Source organism: Paenibacillus allorhizoplanae, assembly GCF_927798215.1.
GTDB lineage: Bacteria > Bacillota > Bacilli > Paenibacillales > NBRC-103111 > Paenibacillus_E > Paenibacillus_E allorhizoplanae.
The window spans coordinates 75,190-93,406 of the sequence record NZ_CAKMMW010000014.1; the positions used below are offsets into that span (position 1 = coordinate 75,190).

Sequence of the window (18,217 nt, forward strand, 5' to 3'; positions counted from 1 at the left end):
TTAAATATCGTAAAACTTTTTATTTATTAAATTTTGTAAATTAATTGATTTCAAACAGTTCTTAATGTTTTTAGCAGTGTCTCCATCTCCATACGGAGCCTGTACATCTCTTAATGAAGATTGGAAATCTAAAGATATCGCTAAACTGATAGCATCTCTAATAGAATCTGAAGTTTCAGTACAATCTATTATAGAAGTAGCTTTTAACCTTCCACTTTGCCTGCGTCCGATATTAATCGTTGGCTTCTGGAAAATAGGCGCCTCGATAATTCCACTTGACGAATTACCAATAACAACGTCACACTGCCTTAAAGTACTTAAATAATTTACCTGTCCCATAGACGCGAATACCTTAATCCGCTCAGGGTATTTTTCCGCATAATGATCCATCATATCAATGATTATTTTTCCATCTGCATCTGAGTTAGGTTTAGTAAAAATAATATGAGCATCTGGAAAATGTTCAAGTGCTGTTATGAGTTCTTCCATAGCCCTCCTTGGCCCCTTACCCTCCAATGTTACTGGATGATAAGTTACAAGAAAAGTGAGTAAACCTAAAGGAAAATCAATTGCCTCTTCTAGCTGCAACCTGCTGAGCAACTTTACGCGTTTAATATTTTCTACACCAGGAGCGCCATAATTATAAATAAAATCCTTGTTTTCCCCTAATTGAATAACTCTTTGCCGATAAGCTTCCGCGGCTACAAAATGGATGTGTGACATTTTAGTTATGGAGTGCCTGATTGCCTCATCAATGGCGCCCTCAGTCACTTCCCCACCATGAATGTGTGCAATGGGGATTCGATTTATCATAGCAGCTTGTGCAGCAGCAAACATCTCAAATCGATCACCTATAAGTAGAGCTATGTCGGGTTTCAACCTATCTAGAACATCTGCAAAACCAATAACAGCTAATCCCACTGATTTAGTGACTGCTGTTGGGGAATCATTAGAAAGAAGCATCTCCAATTTCTCATCAATACGGAAACCATCTTCCTCAATTAAACGGTATGTCATCCCAAAATCTGGTGATAAATGGGCTCCCGTAACTACAAGCTGTAATACGAGGCCAGAGTCCGCTTCGATCTCTCTCATAATCCAGTAAAGCAATCCATATTCAGCACGTGTCCCTGTAACAACCATAATTTTTCTTTTATTCATAATGACCTAAGATAACACTGCTTGGAATATTTACAAGCCTAGTACTTAAATCATTAGTATAACTTAAATCCATTGCAGGACACGCACTATAAATCTCAAGCTTATGAAGGGGTACCCACACTGGCCTTGTCATAATCCCTTGCGAATTCGTTTGATTTAGAAATATTTCTCGGCAAGCTCTATATTCTTGGTCAAAAACTAATGCATTCAACCAATAATTACTGCATGCAAAATCAGCTTCTTTAAATGATGTAACACCTGGAATCTCTCGAAATGCCTCATGATACATACTAGCAAGTGATCTTTTCTTATGAATAAAATCCGGAAGCTGCTCTAGTTGTGCACACCCTAAAGCGGCATTAATATTGGGCAACCTATAATTATACCCAATTTGGTCGTGATAAAACTCCCATTGATGGGGCACTTTCGCTGTAGTCGTTATATGCTTAACTTGTTTGGCTAAATTAGGGTCATTGGTCAGAATTGCACCACCGCCCCCCGTTGTTATTGTCTTATTTCCATTAAAGCTAACTGCAGATAACTTTCCCCAATTCCCCGTATGCTTACCCTTATAATAGCTACCCAATGATTCAGCAGCATCTTCAATCAGAGTAAGCCCGTAACGATCACAAACTTCAACAATTGGTTCAAGATCTACTGGGTGGCCAAAGGTATGCATAACCACAACGGCTGAAATTCTTCGCCCCGTTGATCGATTATAGCACCCATTATAACGTTCCTCAGTAATCTCTTTTAAGTAATCCGCAAGCTTTCTAGGATCCATTCCTAATGTCAATTCTTCCACATCAACAAAATGTGGAATAGCTCCACAATAGGATACTGCATTAGCTGTGGCTATAAAGGATAACGATGGGATCAGCACTTCTTCCCCAGGCCCCACCCCAGCTATTAGAAGAGAAGCATGTAGAGCTGCAGTACCATTCCCCACTGCGATAGCATGCTGCACGCCTGTGTAATCTGACAGCATCTGCTCAAATAAATCAACATATTTCCCGACAGATGAAACCCATCCTGTGTCTAAGCATTCCTTAACATATTTCCACTCATTCCCTGAGAAATGAGGTTCATGCAGCGCTATAAAGTTTTCCTTAGGCAAACTATCTTTAAGCTTATCAACTATAAGGGAAGTTAGTTCAGCTGTCTTAGTCATATATTATACAACCCAGCTTTATAAAGCATTCTATTATTAGAATTTGCAAACCAATCTACTGTCTGTAACAGACCAGCTTTGAAACCCTCTATACCGGCATATTGCGGTTCCCAATTTAACAGTTCTTTTGCTTTGCTATTATCTGCCCACAAACGCTCTACCTCGCTTTTTTCTGGGCGTAAACGTGCCGTATCTTCTTCAATTTGGATCTCCACTTGCATTACATCGGCAATAAATTGTGCAGTTTGGCCAATAGAAACTTCGAAATTACTCCCGATATTAATAACTTCTCCGATTGATTTATCGGACTCCAAAACTGAAACAAACCCTTTGACCGTATCTTCAACGTAATTGAAATCTCGAGTTGGGTGAATAGCCCCTAGTTTAATTTCACGCTGACCAGCTTGAATCTGAGTAATTATTGTAGGAATCACCGCTCGGGCGGACTGTCTTGGCCCATAAGTATTAAAAGGTCTAATAATAGAGACCGGCGTTTGGAAGGAATTGTGAAATGAGATTGCAATCTGGTCGGCCCCAATTTTTGAAGCAGAGTAAGGTGATTGTCCTTGAAGAGGGTGCTCCTCCGTGATTGGAACAAACCGAGCTGTTCCGTACACTTCACTTGTGGAAGTATGGACCACCTTTGATAACCCAAGTTCCTTGGCAGCCTGAACCACATTTAACGTTCCTTTAATATTGGTATCCACGTAAGTATCCGGTGAGTGATAGGAGTAAGGTATTGCAATAAGCGCAGCAAGGTGCATAACAGCATCGCAACCCTCCATAGCAACCTTAACACCGTGAGGATCGCGGATATCACCTGAGAAAACTTCGATGCTTTCTTTGATATTCTCAGGTACATAATCGAGCCATCCCCAAGAATTAAATGAATTATATAGAACAAATACCCTTACTTGATATCCTAAATGTACTAGTTTCTCTGCGAGATGCGAGCCAATAAATCCATCTGCACCGGTAACTAATATTTTTCGACTCAACATCATCACTCCATCTCTTTTAACTATCGCTATCGAGTTCCCATACTATCAAATGTTGCCTTGTATATAGGTTGCAAAACCAAAGCATCATGTTGTGTCCGATATAAGAAATCACCAAATTCAGTTAATATTAACTTTGCCTTAATCAACACATTCAATTCTTTTCGTATTTCATCAATTTTTTTCATAAAGAACTCATACTTCACTCTGTTCATTGGTAGTACCAAAATATTGAAGAAATCATTTTTTGAAACTTTATTCATATCTTTATCGAGTTTTGGGAATAGTTCGTTCATCTTGGGAAGATCACGCCGTGCAATCGCTCTCTCTAATTTCTTTAGCATTTCTACAATATCATCAATATTCTTTAACAAAGTTCTGCATGACAAAGCCATTCTTTTCATTTTTACATCTAAATCCGTTAAGTCATAAGAGCTTTCATTCGTTGCATACCATCCTTCCTCTACGACAACCCCACTCAATCTCTCTTGTATAACTTCTTTTAAAGAAATATATTCTGTATTTGCTATTTTTGCTCCGCCACTCGTTGTATTGATAACTTCAAGATGTTTATTATCACCTGTTATAATTTCCATTTGTTTGCGCATGCGATTCCAGTCTTCGTTCGTGTATACATCCTCACCTGTTACACTCTCCACCTTAATTGGTTTTAATTGGGTGAAATCTTCAATAACTAGAGTGCTATCTGCGTATGTCCGGTCTTTCTTAAAAGCGAAGTTTTGAGCTACGAGTATAACTGGATTACATTCCAGCAGTTTCAATAATTGCAATGCGATTATCGAAACAGACCCCGCATCAGCAATTTTATAAATAGCCTTTCCTTGTTTCTCTTGAAGAAAAAAGGGTGAAATCGTATCTTGGCTTGTCAGCATGTGTAATTTAGGACCTGGGTAGTTTTGGATGACCTCAAATCCGGTACTAGTTCCAAAAATTAATGGCAAGTTTGTAATACCTTTATCCACTAAAACCTGAAAAACCTTTGCGTTTAAGTCTGTAGGATCGTAGGTGCACGCTGCATCAGGGAATATATCATTTGCTAGAAGCCCATTAATAGCTGTACCAACTGAGATGATATATGCCAAACCATTTTCCTTTATATACCTCAGATTCTCAATTTCTTCATCAAGAGAGGGACCGGCTGCAACCAATACAACTGGCTTATTTCTAAGTCTTTCTTTCATGGCTACTGTGATATTAGGCGTTTGGATAACGACCGGCAAATTGATAAGACTATTAAAAATCCATCTTTTCTCAAAGGCAGAGTTAACTCTCAAGTTCTCTAATTTGTTTGAAATTTCTACTTTGTAGGTTTGAATGAATCGCTGGAACATCTCGGAAAAGAGCCTCTCATAGGCTGGATGCACAACAAGGAGCAATTCCCCTTCAAGGGAACCGACTAAATGTCTTAAATAATTAGATAAATCATCTTTCGTATATTCCAAATATATATGATTTAATTTATTTATCATCGATTGTTTTAAAGAACAATGCTTTAAGCTTTCGTAAAAAATTTCGGGATAAGGTTCGAAAATAGAAAACGATTTATTCGGATATTTTTGATTAAAACACTCTACTTGGTATCCCATACCGTACCCATAAAATAAAACGTTACTATACTTGTCCACATCCACCAATTGATTTATAAATTGTTCAGCTTCATCAATAGGGTTATACTTACTTACTACCTGCGTGACTTTTCCATTTATATTAATAGCTAATGTCGGATCACCTGCTTTTGAAACACCGATTTCTATACCTGACATTCGATTTACACTTGCTGCATTTCTCGCTTTCCAAACCATTGGAAATTTTTTCTCAAGTATTTTCAAGTTCGCTTCAAAAATCATAATTGTGACTCCTCAGGATTGATTATGGTTTCTGCAATGATGCGCAGTCCCTTAAGAGCAGGTAATATTTCATATTTTAATAAATCGGCAGTTAAGATATAATCCACATCATTCATTGCATGTTCTAAATTTGATATTTCATTTATTATTGTATGAATATATCCTTCGTATTGTTGCCGTGAAGCATGGTTAGGGTAATGATTCGTAAATACGTCAAATGTTTTTAGAATAAACTCCATTCCCTCAAAAAGATGAACCATACTTGCCCATGCTTGGTCAGTTGGATTAGTATAAAATTGCTGCGGTAATTTATTAGCTTCTGGAAGTGCACCTTCTAAATACTCTCCAACGCTTTTAATTAAATCGATAATATACTCTTTGTGGGATATAACTTTAAATTCTACTTTATTAATCTGATTTATATTAGAAACGATATAATCATAAAAGTCCCCAAAAATTTCCTCTTCATTTACATAAACAGTGCTCACCATTACATTTTCGTTCTTTTTAAGTTCATCTAATTGTTCAAAGAGAAGATCCACACTTTCCTTATTGTTACCAAGAATAAACCACTCATCTTTTAGCTTTATTTGCACGATCAACCCTCCATGAACTTTGTATTTCTATAATCATTATATCGGTATTTCCTTAAGGATTGTAAATAGCAATGTTTAGAAATAGCAAAAGAAGACTCTAGATAAGCTAGAGTCTTCTTTATATTTATGATGATTAACGAAGCAATTGAAGAACGCCTTGAGGCTGTTGATTTGCTTGTGCCAACATTGCTTGAGCAGCTTGAGAAAGGATGTTGTTCTTAGTGAAATCCATCATTTCTTTCGCCATGTCTACGTCACGAATACGGGACTCAGCAGATGTCAAGTTCTCGGAAGCAGTTTGCAAGTTGTTGATTGTATGCTCCAAACGGTTTTGAACAGCACCCATTTTGGAACGTTGGGAAGAAACAGATTTAATTGCTCCATCAAGAGTACTTAATGCTTGGGATGCACTAGAAGCAGATGAAACATCCACTGCAGATAATCCTAGAGCGGCAGTACGCATATCGCCGATTCCAAAGCTAATTGTTTGACCACGGTTAGCACCAATTTGGAACGTCACACCACCGCCACCAGCAGATTCTGTTTGAGCTTGTGTTAGCCCAAGATCAGAAATCGCTGTTTTACCAGTACGATCAGTCAATGTTACAGGACCACTTTGACTAGCGATTGAGAATCTTCCGTCAGTTGTTGCGTTTACTGTTACGTGTTCAATAAATTTATCTTGCCCTGTAGTAAAGCCATTAGCCGTGTTGTAAGTATCAATTGCAGCATTAATGCCGCTTTGGATGATAGATGCCCCACTTGCCATTGTTGTAGTATTGCTTATTGCTGTCGCAATAGTCAATTGAAGATTAGTATCTCCAATTTTGAAATCTGCAAGAGTACCTGCTGCCACAGTAGTACCATTGAAATTAGTAGTTCCGTTGATAGCTCCACCACCACTAGTCATGTGAGAAAGAACGCCAGCAGCACCGCCACCAGTAATAGAAATCTTGGAGTCGACACCTTTAGTTGCACTTTCTAGCACTAGAGTACCAGATGCACTTACATAACCAGTAACATGAGCAACATTTTTACCTGAAGCATCAATCGCTTCATTGATTTTGCTAACGATTAGGTCCTTAGCTGCAGTTTGCGTAGCTGTACTTGTCGTAACACCCTTTAGAACATTTTGCTCATCTGTAGTGAGGTTCTGCCAGTTAATATCGATATCGGATCCATCGATTTTAATTGTTTCTTTAACAAAGTCGGCAGCAACTGATGCACCAGATGCCATAAGTTGACCGCTGCCAGTGAATTGCCCGTTTGTCAATTTAGCTACAACTGCACTAGTTGTAGTATCTTGAGCTACGTTAGCGCCGCCAGCATTTTTCAATGCACCGTTCAACAATTTCTGAGTATTGAACTCAGTTGTGTTACCGATACGATCGATTTCGTCTTTTAATTGTTTTACTTCTTCTTGGATCGCTGTACGATCTTCAGTTGTGTTCGTTCCGTTTGCGGATTGGTCAGCCAATTCGCGCATACGTTGAAGGATGGAGTGAGTTTCGTTCAATGCACCCTCAGCTGTTTGAATCAAGGAGATACCATCTTGAGCATTTTTGGAAGCCATATCCAAACCGCGGATTTGTGCTCTCATTTTCTCGGAGATTGCTAGACCAGCTGCATCATCACCAGCGCGGTTGATGCGAAGACCGGAAGACAATTTCTCAAGGGATTTGCTTGCTGCTGCTGTGTTACCCGTCAATTGACGGTGAGTGTTCGCTGCTGCGATATTGTGATTAATTCTCATTTGTTTCTTCCTCCTGAAGGTTCGTTTGATCCACATCCATGTGGATTTATTTTGGGTTCACAAGCGGGTCGGCCGCCCAGCTTGAGGCCCGTTGTTATATATATCGTCCTAGCGATTCCGAAAGTTTATAGGTAAAATAAAAAAAATGTCGACCTATGGCCGACATTTTGCTCTATTTAGACTTATTTATTAATTTACTTAGGTTTAAAGGACTAATCGGACTAGAAATCGCTTCTTTATTCGATTCTTGGATGTTTTGGTAGATCTCTTTGCGGAAAACTTCGACATGTTTTGGAGCGCGAATGCCAACACGAATCGTGTCTCCTTCACTACCCAGAACGACGATCTCGATCTGATCACCGATCATAATCGATTCTCCTTTTTTTCTGGCCAATACGAGCATACTCCTCACCCCTCCACTTGTGTTGGTTCGCCCACTTCGCTTAACACGATTTCATGTTTGACGTTGTACGCCGAGTCGTGTAGAATGATCTGCTTGGCTAACTGCTCTTGTACATTCCATATGATAGGCGCCAAGAGGTTAAGTGTGATCTTCGTGAAGTCATCATTTACTGTAACGACTGACCAGACTAGCACATCTTCTGGCTTCTCAATCTTTAATTCAGTCTGCACAGCATCTGGAATATTTAACTCATAATTTTTAAAAAAAAGGAAAGGATCTGTCACTAAAAAAGCAAGACCGCCTTCCTCAACGGATTGGAAATATGAGAAAGGAGCACTATCCGCAGGCTGAACCAAAGTAAATTGAGTTAGTTCTTCAAAGCCTGGCACTCCTTGTGTAAACGTGACTATATCAGAGTCCTGCACTTCAATCTCACCGAAAAATAAAGTCGTTATTTTCATCTGCCTAGCTCCTTCATTTGAACAAATAATGAGAAAACCTCTATCGAGGCCATTCGAAGATGAGCGACCGCGTTTAGAGGCAGGTTTTATCGCCAATAATCAAGCTGTTTTCGTAAACCGAAATCTTATACTTTCTCATGTGGTAAAAAAAGCTATAGAAATCATCTATAGCCTGATTATACCCCATTATGTTTTGAAATCAATTTGTGACACTGAGATATCCACCTTAGGATATTGTCTCATGTAAATATCAAGCTTACCTCGATTATAATCAATCTCAGGCTTGTTTACCTGTGCATTAACATTTACTCTACCGTCCGTAACATTGATTTCAGCTTTGCTAGCTGTGTACGTTATATCAACATTATCATAAGCCGCTTCCCCGTAGTAATCGAACTGCGGACGGCTAATACTAAGGTCTTTCGCAATCTCAGCAATCGCATTCCCACCATGATGAATGGCAGCCATCCTATTGCCATCCTCAACGCGCCTTGCGATCCCTTGCATAGCGATTTGTGAGCATTGAGAATAGATCCGATTTAACGCTGTAAGAATTGGTCCTTGACCAAGAGCGTCCCAAGCTCGGCTTTGATCGATCTCTAGTTCTCCTCTAGGCTGTCGCATGTCCTGTTTAGGACGATCCACTTGCATCTCATATGTTGCTCTAGGCTGTCGAATATCTTGCGTTCCAAGATCGGCGTCTATACCAATTAGAGCCGGCTGCTGGCTTATTTGTATTTGTGGAATACTTGGCACTTCAACCGCCTCCTAATTGAATTATTAACGCAAGAAATCTACTAATGTCGGGACAATCACTTTGGAGCCGGCAGAAAGTGAAGCCTGGTAGACGTTCTCTTCCATTTTCAAATTGGTGATAACCAGAGACATGTCTGCATCTTCCGTCTTCGATTGCAGGCTTTGCAAGTTAATACCAATGTCTTGCAGGCGTTCCTCTGCGAGCTGAACGCGATTCGTTTTGGCACCAATATCCGCACGTGCTCCTAAGACTCCACTCATTCGTTGATCCATAAGTTCAATAGACTTCTGAATACCTGGTGTTGTACCTGATGCTAAAGCCGCCGATAAATCCTTTAAAATTTGAAAAGCGTTATTCGCATCACCGGATTTCCCAAAAATCTGTTCCGCTGTTTTATTCATGGCAATTTGAACGCCGGCACCAATTTCGAACTTGATTTCTCCACTATCCGTTACAGCATTAGCTGCATTATCCGGATCAGGGAACGGCGCTTTGTCTGTGATTTGTCCATTAAAGACAAATTTCCCGTTAAATTGACTGTTTCCGATGTTCGTTAACTGACTGTACAATTGGTCAATCTCCGTTTTCATCGCATTCAACGACTCTTCTGAGTTGGTGCCGTTCGCCGCTGCTACAGCAAGCTCACGTGCTCTTTGCATGACACTTCCGGTTTGATCCAACATCGTATCTGTATAATCTAGAAAAGAAACCGTCGCATCGACATTTCTCTGATATTGATCATTCGTTTCTAGCTCACTGCGGTAGCGCATAGAGAAACTAATTCCTACCGGATCATCTGAAGGCTTATTGATCTTGCGACCTGTTGACAATTGATCTTGAAGCTTATCCATCCGAGATAAATTCCCATTCAAATTACGTAGCAATTGTGTATTCAACATGCCTTGTGTGACGCGAAGAGCCATACCAATTCCACCCCATACCTCTAGTTTTGTTACTTACATCTATCTGCCTACCGTACCCATTGAATTGATTACTTTATCTAGCATCTCATCAAATGTAGTCAAGGAACGCGCTGCCGCGTTATATGCGTGCTGGTATTTAATCATATCGGCCATTTCTTCATCTAACGAAACACCGCTTACGGATTGGCGTCTTGCATCCACTTGATCGACAAGTATTTTCTGATTAGAAACCTGGCGTTGAGCCTCTTGTGTTTGAACCCCGATTTCGGAGACTACCGCACGAAGGAACTCGTCAAATGTCCCGCCATTCAAAATAATTTTGGTAACTCCCGATCCGTCGAAATTATATTTCTGATTTTTGATTCCCGCCAATTTCAGCGCTAGCTCATTATTACCTTTTACAACATGCTCAACACCATTGGCATCAAAATACGTCTTCGAAGAAGCTGCAATATTTTCAACATTATCTGTAATATTCGCACTAACTTTAAACGTGGCTGCAGCTGTACTGAAATCAGCAATCGGAGTGAAGAAATCGCCACCTTTTGTAGGAGGGTCTTGCAGCGTGTAGCCTTCTTTATGTGCCGCATTCACCGCAGTTACAATGGTGGAAACCATTGAATTCAGTTGGTTCTTATACTCTGTAACATAACGTTGATTGGATAGCATGAGTCCATAAAGTTCACCGCTGTTCAAATCAGCTGGATACGCTGAAGCTGCAGTATTCTCATCGAACTCTGTTGCTGTGCTTGCCACAACCAAATCCTGATTACCCATCTTCACTCGATATCCGCCGGATTCCTCTTGAACGGAAACATTGATAACCTTAGACAATTCATCGACTAACAAGTCCCGTTGATCGCGAAGATCATTCGCATTATTGCCAAGACCCTCAACACGGAAGATCTCATTATTCAGGCCGGCAATTTGCTTTAGTGTTGTATTCACTTGTGTAACTTTAACCGTGATATTGTCATTTAAATCGGACGCAAGGTCGTTCAATTGCTTCGCTGCATGATTAAACGCGTCTGTTACTGCCAATGCGCTCTCTTTAACAACGGCTCTCGTCTCTAAATTGTCTGGTTGCTTGCTTAGCTCTTGCCAGGAGTTCCAGAAGTTATCAAGAACTTGACGAAGACCTGTATTAGAAGGCTCATTAATAATCGCTTCTAGTTTCTCTAAAGTATCCTGGCGAACAGTCCACTCGCCTAGACTCTTATTCTCATTCGCATATTGCTTATCAAGGAAAGCTTCACGTATGCGCTTTACTTCTGTGAATTCAACCCCTTGACCCATTTGTCCAGGGATTGTTGAACGGTTAAAACTTAATGCCTCAATGGGCTCAGAAGCAACCATTTTGACAACCTGGCGTGAAAAGCCCGGCGTATTGGCATTTGCCACGTTATGTCCAGCCGTTGTAAGTGCTGCTTGCTGCGTTAGGATCCCACGCTTGGATATCTCAATTCCGCCAAAAGTTGATCTCATGATTTCTCTCTCCTATGCCCCACTGGGTATTCTAATTAAGATTTACACCTAGCCTCTTCGATCGAAAAGTCCTTGCCGATTTCCGCTCTTTGCTTGGTTCGGATTTTTGTACACCATATCATCATCTGGCGGTCCAATAATCAGATCCAGTGAATAGTCTACGAAAGCCAACGATTGTTCAATCAATTGCTGATTGATCACATTACTTGATTTTAATTCCTCTATGGTAACAAGCAGCTTTTGTTGGGCATTCATAAGCGCTTGCTTCTCTTCAGCTTTAAAAATAACTTTAATTAAATCACTTACCGTGATATTGGGATTAGGATTGTAACCTCTCGATATCAAGTAAGAACCGATAAATAGAATGCGTTGTTGATTCGCCTCTGCAATCGCTCTAACCCACTTGTTCTCTCGATTAACAATCATATTGAGCTCATCAATATTGTTACTGACAAGAACCTGCTTCTTCACCTTGGCGAGTTCCAGTAGAGCTTCATGCGCTTCCTGAAGCTTATCCATCGTTTCCAACAAGGGTTGTACCGACATGATTGTCACCTGCTTCTATCTGTTGTATACATTGCGTGATCGTCCTACTTTAAGTATGGAAGTAGCTTCTCTGCAATTTTCCCCGCATCCACATGGTAAGTCCCAGATGCAACGGAAGATTTCAATTGATCAATTCGAAGAGATCGCTCTTCTGTTCGATTTCCTTGAGCACCAAGTAGCTCTTTCGCTTCAGCAGATATCTCAACCTGATCCTTCGCTTTGCCCTTCTTCCCTGCTGCCTGTACGAATGCGGATTCTCCTGATTTCTTATATGGATTCACATTACCAATGCGCCCATTATCATTAATTTTCATACCGATTCACTCCTATATTCTTTGACCTAAAAAATAAAATGCCGATAATCGTTAGAACTATTATCGGCATCTTCTATATGAAACTTTATATCTCTACGGACCTATTTCTAAATTAGTGGCGATCCCTCAAGCGTTCTTGAATTTTAAAACTGACCTTGCTGTCTTGTAAAGTCTGCTCCTGTCTACGCCGCTCATCTTCCGAATTATTCCTTACATCCTTAACAAGCTTCATACGGCAAGGTTCACAAATTGTATTTTCACGGATCAGTGTTCCACACACTTCACACGGGTACGACATATTAGGTGCATGTACAATTGAAATACGACCTTCCCGAATGAACTTGGTGATTTGCTTAACTGCTACACCGGTCGCATCGCTTAGTTCATTTATGTTGACACCTTTATTTTCACGCAGGAATTTCAGACACTTCTCATATTGCAGCTCCAAGTCTTTCATACAGTTCGGACAAAATTCCGCGAAACCCTTCACAAATATCTTCCCACAACGTGAACAATTCGCCACATTCATACCCATTCTATGTCCCCCTTTTCAGCATTCCCAGTTTCCACTTTTTAATTCCAGTTTACCGCAATTCGACAGCTTTTGCCTAATACTATTTTTATGAAAATAGGACTTCGACCTATTTACCTCGCCCAAGTGATGCCACAAATTTCGACAGGTATCGACATTTTCTCTTTTAACACCATTGCACATTGATTCATTGTACTCCCCGTTGTGTATACATCGTCCACGATATAAATGATGATGGCGTCCCCGTAACCGATTATTTCTCCCACTTCTGTAGTATCGAACTCAAAAACGTGCGCAAGATCGTTGATCCGCTCGCTTCGTTTTTTAAAACTCTGCTTTGCTGTATGTTTAGAACGATTGAGTAAACGGATGACAGGGAGATCCACTCGCCGGCCTAGCTCTCTCGCCAGTTGCTCCGCTTGATTGAATCCACGCTCTTGCATACGTTGCTCACTTACGGGTACGTAGGTGATAATCTCCCGAAACTGCCCCGTCGACACCAATGCCCTATCCAGCCGAAGTTGCTGAAACGCATGAACTAACATCTGACCGAAAACTGCCTTTAAACGCTCATCTCCTCGATACTTATATCTCGCAAGCAACTCTTTCATCGTTTCATCATAGCGGACCGCACTTCGGCTTTTGGAGAAATAGGTGGGCGGCTTCCGCCGACAATCTGGACAATACTCACCGCGTCCACAAGATAAACAAATCACCTTACGAATCCATGGAATTCGGGTGAAGCACGTGTGACAAAGCCCCAACTGACCTCTTTCCAGACTGGTCACCTGTTTGCACAATAAACACACATGCCGTTTAGGGCTTAATAGTGAGAATAGCCTGTTCCCTAACTGCCTCCACTTGCTCATACCTGGCCTCCTTGTAGAAATCCCTGTTTACGCGCAATACGATTCATTGTACGAATCTGTCGAACAGCTTCTTTCTGTGATTTTGTTATTTCTGCAGCTGCCAAATAGACCTTGCCATGTGGGTCATCCTTCGATCTCCCTGCACGACCTGCCATCTGGACAAGTGCGGCTTCATCGAATAACTTCGAGTCTGCATCCAAAATGAAAACATCCGATTGGGGTACGGTTACCCCACGTTCAAGGATGGTTGTCGTGACTAGCACACGAATTTCCCGATTGCGAAAAAGCTGTACCTTCTCTGTTCGCGACAGGTCTTTGGATGAGGTGCCCTCTACACGAAATACGAATTTATCCCCTTTTAACTTCTCTCTCAGGAGCTCCACCATCGGCTCTACGAGCTGAATATTCGGAACGAACACAAAAACTTGCGCTCCACGTTCAATAGATACCTTTAAGCCGGATTGAATCGACTGCGGGATGGATTGAAAAGCGATGGATTTTCTTAAAGTAGGCGTACTGATCAACTGAGGTACTGGTAGGGGATGTTTATGAAATCGGACAGGGACGCGTACATGTGGCAGACGTCCGCGTTCGGCGGCGTGTCTTACCCGCGTGGGCGGTGTCGCAGACAGCAGAATGTTCGTCCCGCTGGACTTACACACTTTCTCTGCAGCATAGCTAAGCATGGGGTTGTTGTGGTACGGGAATGCATCGATTTCGTCAATGATGACGAGGTCAAAAGCTTGATGAAACCGCAACAACTGATGCGTTGTTGCGATGGTGATCTGCCCTTGCTCCCAGCGCTGCTCGCTTCCGCCATACAGCGTTACCACGCTGTATGTAGCGAACGCCCGCTGGATGCGCGGTTGCAGTTCTAGCACCACGTCTTTGCGTGGTGTAGCAATAAGAACACGCCCGCCACGAGCGGCAGTGTAGTGAATGAACGGGAAGATCATCTCCGTCTTCCCGGCGCCCGTAACGGCCCAGATGAGGAACTTCCCTGGGCCACTAGGCTGCTTGCCTTGGATGTAGCGCAGCCCCTCCAGGGAAGCATGGGTCTGAGCATCACTGAGCCCCCAGGGCTCTATGTAAGCTTGTAATTCGTCGGCAGCCTCTGCGGCAGCAGCGGACAGCGCATCACCCGAGCCTCCGAGCACAAGCAAGGAGCAGGATCGCACCCTGCCCATTGTGAGGCACTCCTCGCAATAGGGGCAGTCTTGTCCGCAATGCAAGCAAGCCGACCAGAACATTCGCTCTTCACCGCTTCCACAACGTTTACAAGCGTAATGCGAATTCTTCCTGAACCAGCGCCGCCAGTCACGCTTAACTTGCATGTGTAAGCCACTCGTGAGCGACACATCGCCATTGAGATAGGCGAGTTGCAAATAAGCTGGCCACGAAGCTTCCAACCCCGCCAGCCCTACCGTCTCAACACTAGCAGCTTCTATTAGTTGCTGCAGCTCATCTACCAACAGGGAACGCCCTCTGCAAGCTTCAACGAGATTAATATAAGTGGATGAGTGTAGCTGAAAGCTGCGAATAGGCTTGTCCCGCCAAAGCGTATAGTCCATTACTTCCGAACGCATCTCATCCGTATTGGCCATTCCAAGCGCCGCTGCTTCCCGTTTTACCATCGAAAGTAACCGACCCTCGCTATGATCCTGAGAAGTCACATCACTCTTCCTCAACCCCTCAAGCAGTCGAATGCCCTGCCCTAACGAAACAAAAGGTTCGAACAATACGAGGCCGGCGTCGGCTGCGTAGTGCTCGAACCAATATTGGATATCTGTTTGGGCATGTATCGTGAATTGCCACTCCCACACATGTCCCTTGCGAACGGCATAGATCTGAACTTTCATTCCTCACCGTACTCTCTTCATCAAATTATTTGGCGCGTATGTTGGTTGAAATGTGTAGGATCTATTGAAAGCGTTTGCTCTCAGATAACAGGAATCTTTACGAGTTCCTCCCTATTACTGAGGTGAACAAGTACAACGGGATCTTCGTCATGCTGACTTAGGAAACGATCAACAGCATCGTAGTCAGACTGTAAACGCAACTCTAAGGCATACGTTTGGGATAAACGCTCAATGATCTCTCTTGTATCGTCAGACGAACCCTCGTCAATAATCGTAGCCTTGACCTGGTTGCCTCTTACACGCGAAAAGAAAAATAATGAGCGAATAACCCACTCAATTTGATTTTGATTGTTTTTGGTAACAAGTAAAACAGTAGCTGGTTTTTTCTTCGTCCCCTTACGGGTACCCAATAAGAGATGCAGCACGATAATGCTCACGCCATAGCAACCGAAGATACAAAGCAATCCAATCCACATAGCGGGTCCCTCCCTTACCTGCAGTGTATGCGGCAGTGCAAAGGGGGGTTCCTATGGGCACAGAAATGCAGGATAGCGAATTACAGCGTTACCCAACCATTCTTGATTGCAATAATTACCGCTTGCGTGCGGTCATCGACTTCCATTTTTTGAAGAATACTACTCACGTGGTTTTTCACTGTTTTCTCACTGATGTACAAGAACTCGCCAATCAGCTTATTGCTCTTGCCTTCCGCCATAAGTCGAAGCACTTCTGCTTCCCTTTTGGTTAGTGGACTGTTCGCATTATGTATGTACTTCAATCCAGAATCCTTCACGCCTGTGCCCGTACCAACCACACCAACGTCATCCAGATACGTCATACGTCTTAGTTGATTGATAAGCTTACCCGTTACCTTCGGATGAATGTAGGCATGTCCTGCAACAACAGAACGAATGGCATTGATCAGCGATTCTGCTTCCATATCCTTCAGCAGGTAACCTGAAGCCCCTTTACGAAGTGTCTCAAACACATAGCTTTCATCATCATGAATTGATAAAATGATGACTTTAATATCAGGAAAGATTAGTTTCAGACGTTCTGTTGCAATGACACCGTTCTCCAGGGGCATATTAATGTCCATGAGCACGATATCGGGCGTGATTTGATTACACAATTCAATGACTTGGATACCATCGCCGCACTCACCGATAACTTCCATGTCATCTTCCATATTAATGATCCGTTTAACACCTTCACGAAAAAGCTGATGATCGTCTGCAATGACAATATGTACATTGCGTTTGTGACTCGCCGTGTTGTCCATTCTAGTTTTCCTCCTTGTTCTCTCCAACGCCGCCGATAGGGATGAGCATCGTAATTTTTGTTCCTGAATCTTTCTCGGACTCCAGAACCATGGTACCTTCTAGCAGCTCTACACGCTCTCTCATTCCCAGTAAACCAAAGTTATTCCCCTTGGCTATTCTTAGTTCTGTTAGCGGAACATCAAAGCCGATTCCGTTATCTACAACGTAAATCTGTACTTGATCTGGTTCTAGCGTGAGTTCAACAGACAAGAAGGTTGCTTTGGCATGTTTGTTTATATTCGATAAAGCTTCCTGCACCAAGCGGAAAATGGCAATTTCCAACCCAGACGGTATGCGTGTTTCTTTTCCGACCAGGTTAAACTGTGTGTGAATTCGATATTTGTCTTCGAAATCCTGCACATACTTCCGTAATGTAGGCACAATCCCTAAATCATCGAGCGCCATTGGTCGGAGGTTGAAAATAATTTTGCGAACCTCTTCAAGACCATTTCTGACTTGTCCCTTTAAATCAACTAACTCATCCTTCACCGCAGAAATATCTTCCTTGACGAGCATCCGATGGGCAATTTCAGTCCGAAGCACAACGTTCGCCAAGGTTTGAGCCATACCATCATGAATTTCGCGAGCGATTCGTTTGCGTTCTTCCTCTTGGGCCAAAATAATTTTGAGCCCCAGCAGTTGTCGATTCTTAGCAGACTCAATAATACGTGTTAACTGATTGAGGTCCCCTGACAAGTATTCCAATGCAACATTCATCTGAGAGACGATCGTTTCGGCGCGTTCTACCTGTTTGTCCACATTCTTCATGCGAACCTGCAAGTCATTGCGGCGGATTTTGAGATTATTCTCTTTTTCCCGCGCAACGGTTAGCTGTAATTGAAAAGCGATAGCGGCTTCATAAGCAATCTTGATATCTTCTTCTCGATACTTGTTGAAATCTCGACTGACTTCCGTCAGCCGGATCCGCGACCGCTTGTATTCTTTCTCTAACATATCCACGAGATCAATCGTGACACCCGTCTCATGCTTAATGTCATTGAGCTCCCGAGTAAGCGACTCCTTCTCTAAGCGTGATGACTCAGCAATCTCAAATAATTGATATTTGCTGCTTTCCATGACGTTAATGGCGTTGGTTATGACCTTGTCTATAGCGTCTGGTTGCACATGAAACGAGCTCCTTTTAATAAAACCTTATAATAGTAAGTTGTCTACCCCATATTGTAGCATAGTTCTTCCCG

19 protein-coding genes are annotated in these 18,217 nt (G+C 42.2%); all 19 read right to left on the minus strand.

Features of this window, described 5'->3' with window-relative positions; all coding sequences use genetic code 11:
- Complete coding sequence (gene neuC / locus L6I86_RS21505; RefSeq protein ID WP_236290407.1) at positions 1 to 1,161, minus strand: UDP-N-acetylglucosamine 2-epimerase; 1,161 nt, start codon at positions 1,159 to 1,161, stop codon at positions 1 to 3.
- Positions 1,154 to 2,332, minus strand: coding sequence for a LegC family aminotransferase (locus L6I86_RS21510; RefSeq protein WP_236290409.1), 1,179 nt, complete (start codon positions 2,330 to 2,332; stop codon positions 1,154 to 1,156). Before L6I86_RS21510 ends, neuC begins: the two co-directional genes overlap by 8 nt.
- Positions 2,329 to 3,333, minus strand: coding sequence for an NAD-dependent 4,6-dehydratase LegB (locus L6I86_RS21515; protein ID WP_236290411.1), 1,005 nt, complete (start codon positions 3,331 to 3,333; stop codon positions 2,329 to 2,331). Before L6I86_RS21515 ends, L6I86_RS21510 begins: the two co-directional genes overlap by 4 nt.
- 26 nt (positions 3,334 to 3,359) lie before the next feature.
- Positions 3,360 to 5,198 carry a motility associated factor glycosyltransferase family protein gene (locus tag L6I86_RS21520; RefSeq protein ID WP_236290413.1) on the minus strand — a complete coding sequence of 613 codons (1,839 nt, stop codon included), beginning with the start codon at positions 5,196 to 5,198 and terminating at the stop codon, positions 3,360 to 3,362.
- Positions 5,195 to 5,794: a hypothetical protein gene (locus L6I86_RS21525; RefSeq protein WP_236290415.1), complete on the minus strand. Its 600-nt coding sequence runs from the start codon at positions 5,792 to 5,794 to the stop codon at positions 5,195 to 5,197. Before L6I86_RS21525 ends, L6I86_RS21520 begins: the two co-directional genes overlap by 4 nt.
- Positions 5,795 to 5,927: 133 nt before the next feature.
- Positions 5,928 to 7,547: a flagellin N-terminal helical domain-containing protein gene (locus tag L6I86_RS21530; protein WP_236290416.1), complete on the minus strand. Its 1,620-nt coding sequence runs from the start codon at positions 7,545 to 7,547 to the stop codon at positions 5,928 to 5,930.
- 172 nt (positions 7,548 to 7,719) lie between these two features.
- On the minus strand, positions 7,720 to 7,950 hold the full coding sequence (gene csrA, locus L6I86_RS21535; RefSeq protein ID WP_236290418.1) for a carbon storage regulator CsrA: 231 nt from the start codon (positions 7,948 to 7,950) through the stop codon (positions 7,720 to 7,722).
- 5 nt (positions 7,951 to 7,955) lie between these two features.
- Complete coding sequence (gene fliW, locus L6I86_RS21540; RefSeq protein WP_236290420.1) at positions 7,956 to 8,411, minus strand: flagellar assembly protein FliW; 456 nt, start codon at positions 8,409 to 8,411, stop codon at positions 7,956 to 7,958.
- Between the two features lie 186 nt (positions 8,412 to 8,597).
- On the minus strand, positions 8,598 to 9,167 hold the full coding sequence (locus L6I86_RS21545) for a DUF6470 family protein (protein WP_236290422.1): 570 nt from the start codon (positions 9,165 to 9,167) through the stop codon (positions 8,598 to 8,600).
- 24 nt (positions 9,168 to 9,191) lie between these two features.
- A complete protein-coding gene (flgL, locus tag L6I86_RS21550) occupies positions 9,192 to 10,091 on the minus strand; it encodes a flagellar hook-associated protein FlgL (RefSeq protein ID WP_236290424.1) in 900 nt (299 codons plus the stop codon).
- A gap of 39 nt (positions 10,092 to 10,130) precedes the next feature.
- Complete coding sequence (flgK, locus tag L6I86_RS21555) at positions 10,131 to 11,576, minus strand: flagellar hook-associated protein FlgK (RefSeq protein ID WP_236290426.1); 1,446 nt, start codon at positions 11,574 to 11,576, stop codon at positions 10,131 to 10,133.
- Between the two features lie 48 nt (positions 11,577 to 11,624).
- Complete coding sequence (locus L6I86_RS21560; RefSeq protein ID WP_236290428.1) at positions 11,625 to 12,122, minus strand: flagellar protein FlgN; 498 nt, start codon at positions 12,120 to 12,122, stop codon at positions 11,625 to 11,627.
- 44 nt (positions 12,123 to 12,166) lie between these two features.
- Positions 12,167 to 12,436: a flagellar biosynthesis anti-sigma factor FlgM gene (gene flgM / locus L6I86_RS21565; RefSeq protein ID WP_236290430.1), complete on the minus strand. Its 270-nt coding sequence runs from the start codon at positions 12,434 to 12,436 to the stop codon at positions 12,167 to 12,169.
- 112 nt (positions 12,437 to 12,548) lie between these two features.
- Complete coding sequence (locus tag L6I86_RS21570; protein ID WP_236290547.1) at positions 12,549 to 12,965, minus strand: flagellar protein; 417 nt, start codon at positions 12,963 to 12,965, stop codon at positions 12,549 to 12,551.
- Between the two features lie 116 nt (positions 12,966 to 13,081).
- Positions 13,082 to 13,837, minus strand: coding sequence for a ComF family protein (locus L6I86_RS21575; protein ID WP_236290432.1), 756 nt, complete (start codon positions 13,835 to 13,837; stop codon positions 13,082 to 13,084).
- Positions 13,834 to 15,696, minus strand: coding sequence for an ATP-dependent helicase ComFA (locus L6I86_RS21580; protein WP_236290434.1), 1,863 nt, complete (start codon positions 15,694 to 15,696; stop codon positions 13,834 to 13,836). The genes L6I86_RS21575 and L6I86_RS21580 overlap by 4 nt, the downstream gene beginning before the upstream one ends.
- Positions 15,697 to 15,776: 80 nt before the next feature.
- Complete coding sequence (locus L6I86_RS21585; RefSeq protein ID WP_236290435.1) at positions 15,777 to 16,172, minus strand: glycosyltransferase family 2 protein; 396 nt, start codon at positions 16,170 to 16,172, stop codon at positions 15,777 to 15,779.
- A gap of 80 nt (positions 16,173 to 16,252) precedes the next feature.
- Positions 16,253 to 16,978, minus strand: a complete 726-nt coding sequence (locus L6I86_RS21590; protein ID WP_056611570.1) for a response regulator — start codon at positions 16,976 to 16,978, stop codon at positions 16,253 to 16,255.
- 1 nt (position 16,979) lies between these two features.
- Positions 16,980 to 18,143 carry a sensor histidine kinase gene (locus tag L6I86_RS21595; protein ID WP_171633325.1) on the minus strand — a complete coding sequence of 388 codons (1,164 nt, stop codon included), beginning with the start codon at positions 18,141 to 18,143 and terminating at the stop codon, positions 16,980 to 16,982.
- Between the last annotated feature and the right edge of the window lie 74 nt (positions 18,144 to 18,217).

What these genes read in the sequence shown, in the direction of transcription:
- flgM (WP_236290430.1), bottom strand. Translation starts at nt 12,436, where the DNA reads ATGAAAATTAATGATAATGGGCGCATTGGTAATGTGAATCCATATAAG.
- L6I86_RS21510 (WP_236290409.1), bottom strand. Translation starts at nt 2,332, where the DNA reads ATGACTAAGACAGCTGAACTAACTTCCCTTATAGTTGATAAGCTTAAA.
- flgL (WP_236290424.1), bottom strand. Translation starts at nt 10,091, where the DNA reads ATGGCTCTTCGCGTCACACAAGGCATGTTGAATACACAATTGCTACGT.
- L6I86_RS21530 (WP_236290416.1), bottom strand. Translation starts at nt 7,547, where the DNA reads ATGAGAATTAATCACAATATCGCAGCAGCGAACACTCACCGTCAATTG.
- L6I86_RS21580 (WP_236290434.1), bottom strand. Translation starts at nt 15,696, where the DNA reads ATGAAAGTTCAGATCTATGCCGTTCGCAAGGGACATGTGTGGGAGTGG.
- csrA (WP_236290418.1), bottom strand. Translation starts at nt 7,950, where the DNA reads ATGCTCGTATTGGCCAGAAAAAAAGGAGAATCGATTATGATCGGTGAT.
- L6I86_RS21515 (WP_236290411.1), bottom strand. Translation starts at nt 3,333, where the DNA reads ATGTTGAGTCGAAAAATATTAGTTACCGGTGCAGATGGATTTATTGGC.
- L6I86_RS21570 (WP_236290547.1), bottom strand. Translation starts at nt 12,965, where the DNA reads ATGAATGTGGCGAATTGTTCACGTTGTGGGAAGATATTTGTGAAGGGT.
- flgK (WP_236290426.1), bottom strand. Translation starts at nt 11,576, where the DNA reads ATGAGATCAACTTTTGGCGGAATTGAGATATCCAAGCGTGGGATCCTA.
- L6I86_RS21560 (WP_236290428.1), bottom strand. Translation starts at nt 12,122, where the DNA reads ATGTCGGTACAACCCTTGTTGGAAACGATGGATAAGCTTCAGGAAGCG.
- L6I86_RS21590 (WP_056611570.1), bottom strand. Translation starts at nt 16,978, where the DNA reads ATGGACAACACGGCGAGTCACAAACGCAATGTACATATTGTCATTGCA.
- L6I86_RS21585 (WP_236290435.1), bottom strand. Translation starts at nt 16,172, where the DNA reads ATGTGGATTGGATTGCTTTGTATCTTCGGTTGCTATGGCGTGAGCATT.
- fliW (WP_236290420.1), bottom strand. Translation starts at nt 8,411, where the DNA reads ATGAAAATAACGACTTTATTTTTCGGTGAGATTGAAGTGCAGGACTCT.
- neuC (WP_236290407.1), bottom strand. Translation starts at nt 1,161, where the DNA reads ATGAATAAAAGAAAAATTATGGTTGTTACAGGGACACGTGCTGAATAT.
- L6I86_RS21575 (WP_236290432.1), bottom strand. Translation starts at nt 13,837, where the DNA reads ATGAGCAAGTGGAGGCAGTTAGGGAACAGGCTATTCTCACTATTAAGC.
- L6I86_RS21520 (WP_236290413.1), bottom strand. Translation starts at nt 5,198, where the DNA reads ATGATTTTTGAAGCGAACTTGAAAATACTTGAGAAAAAATTTCCAATG.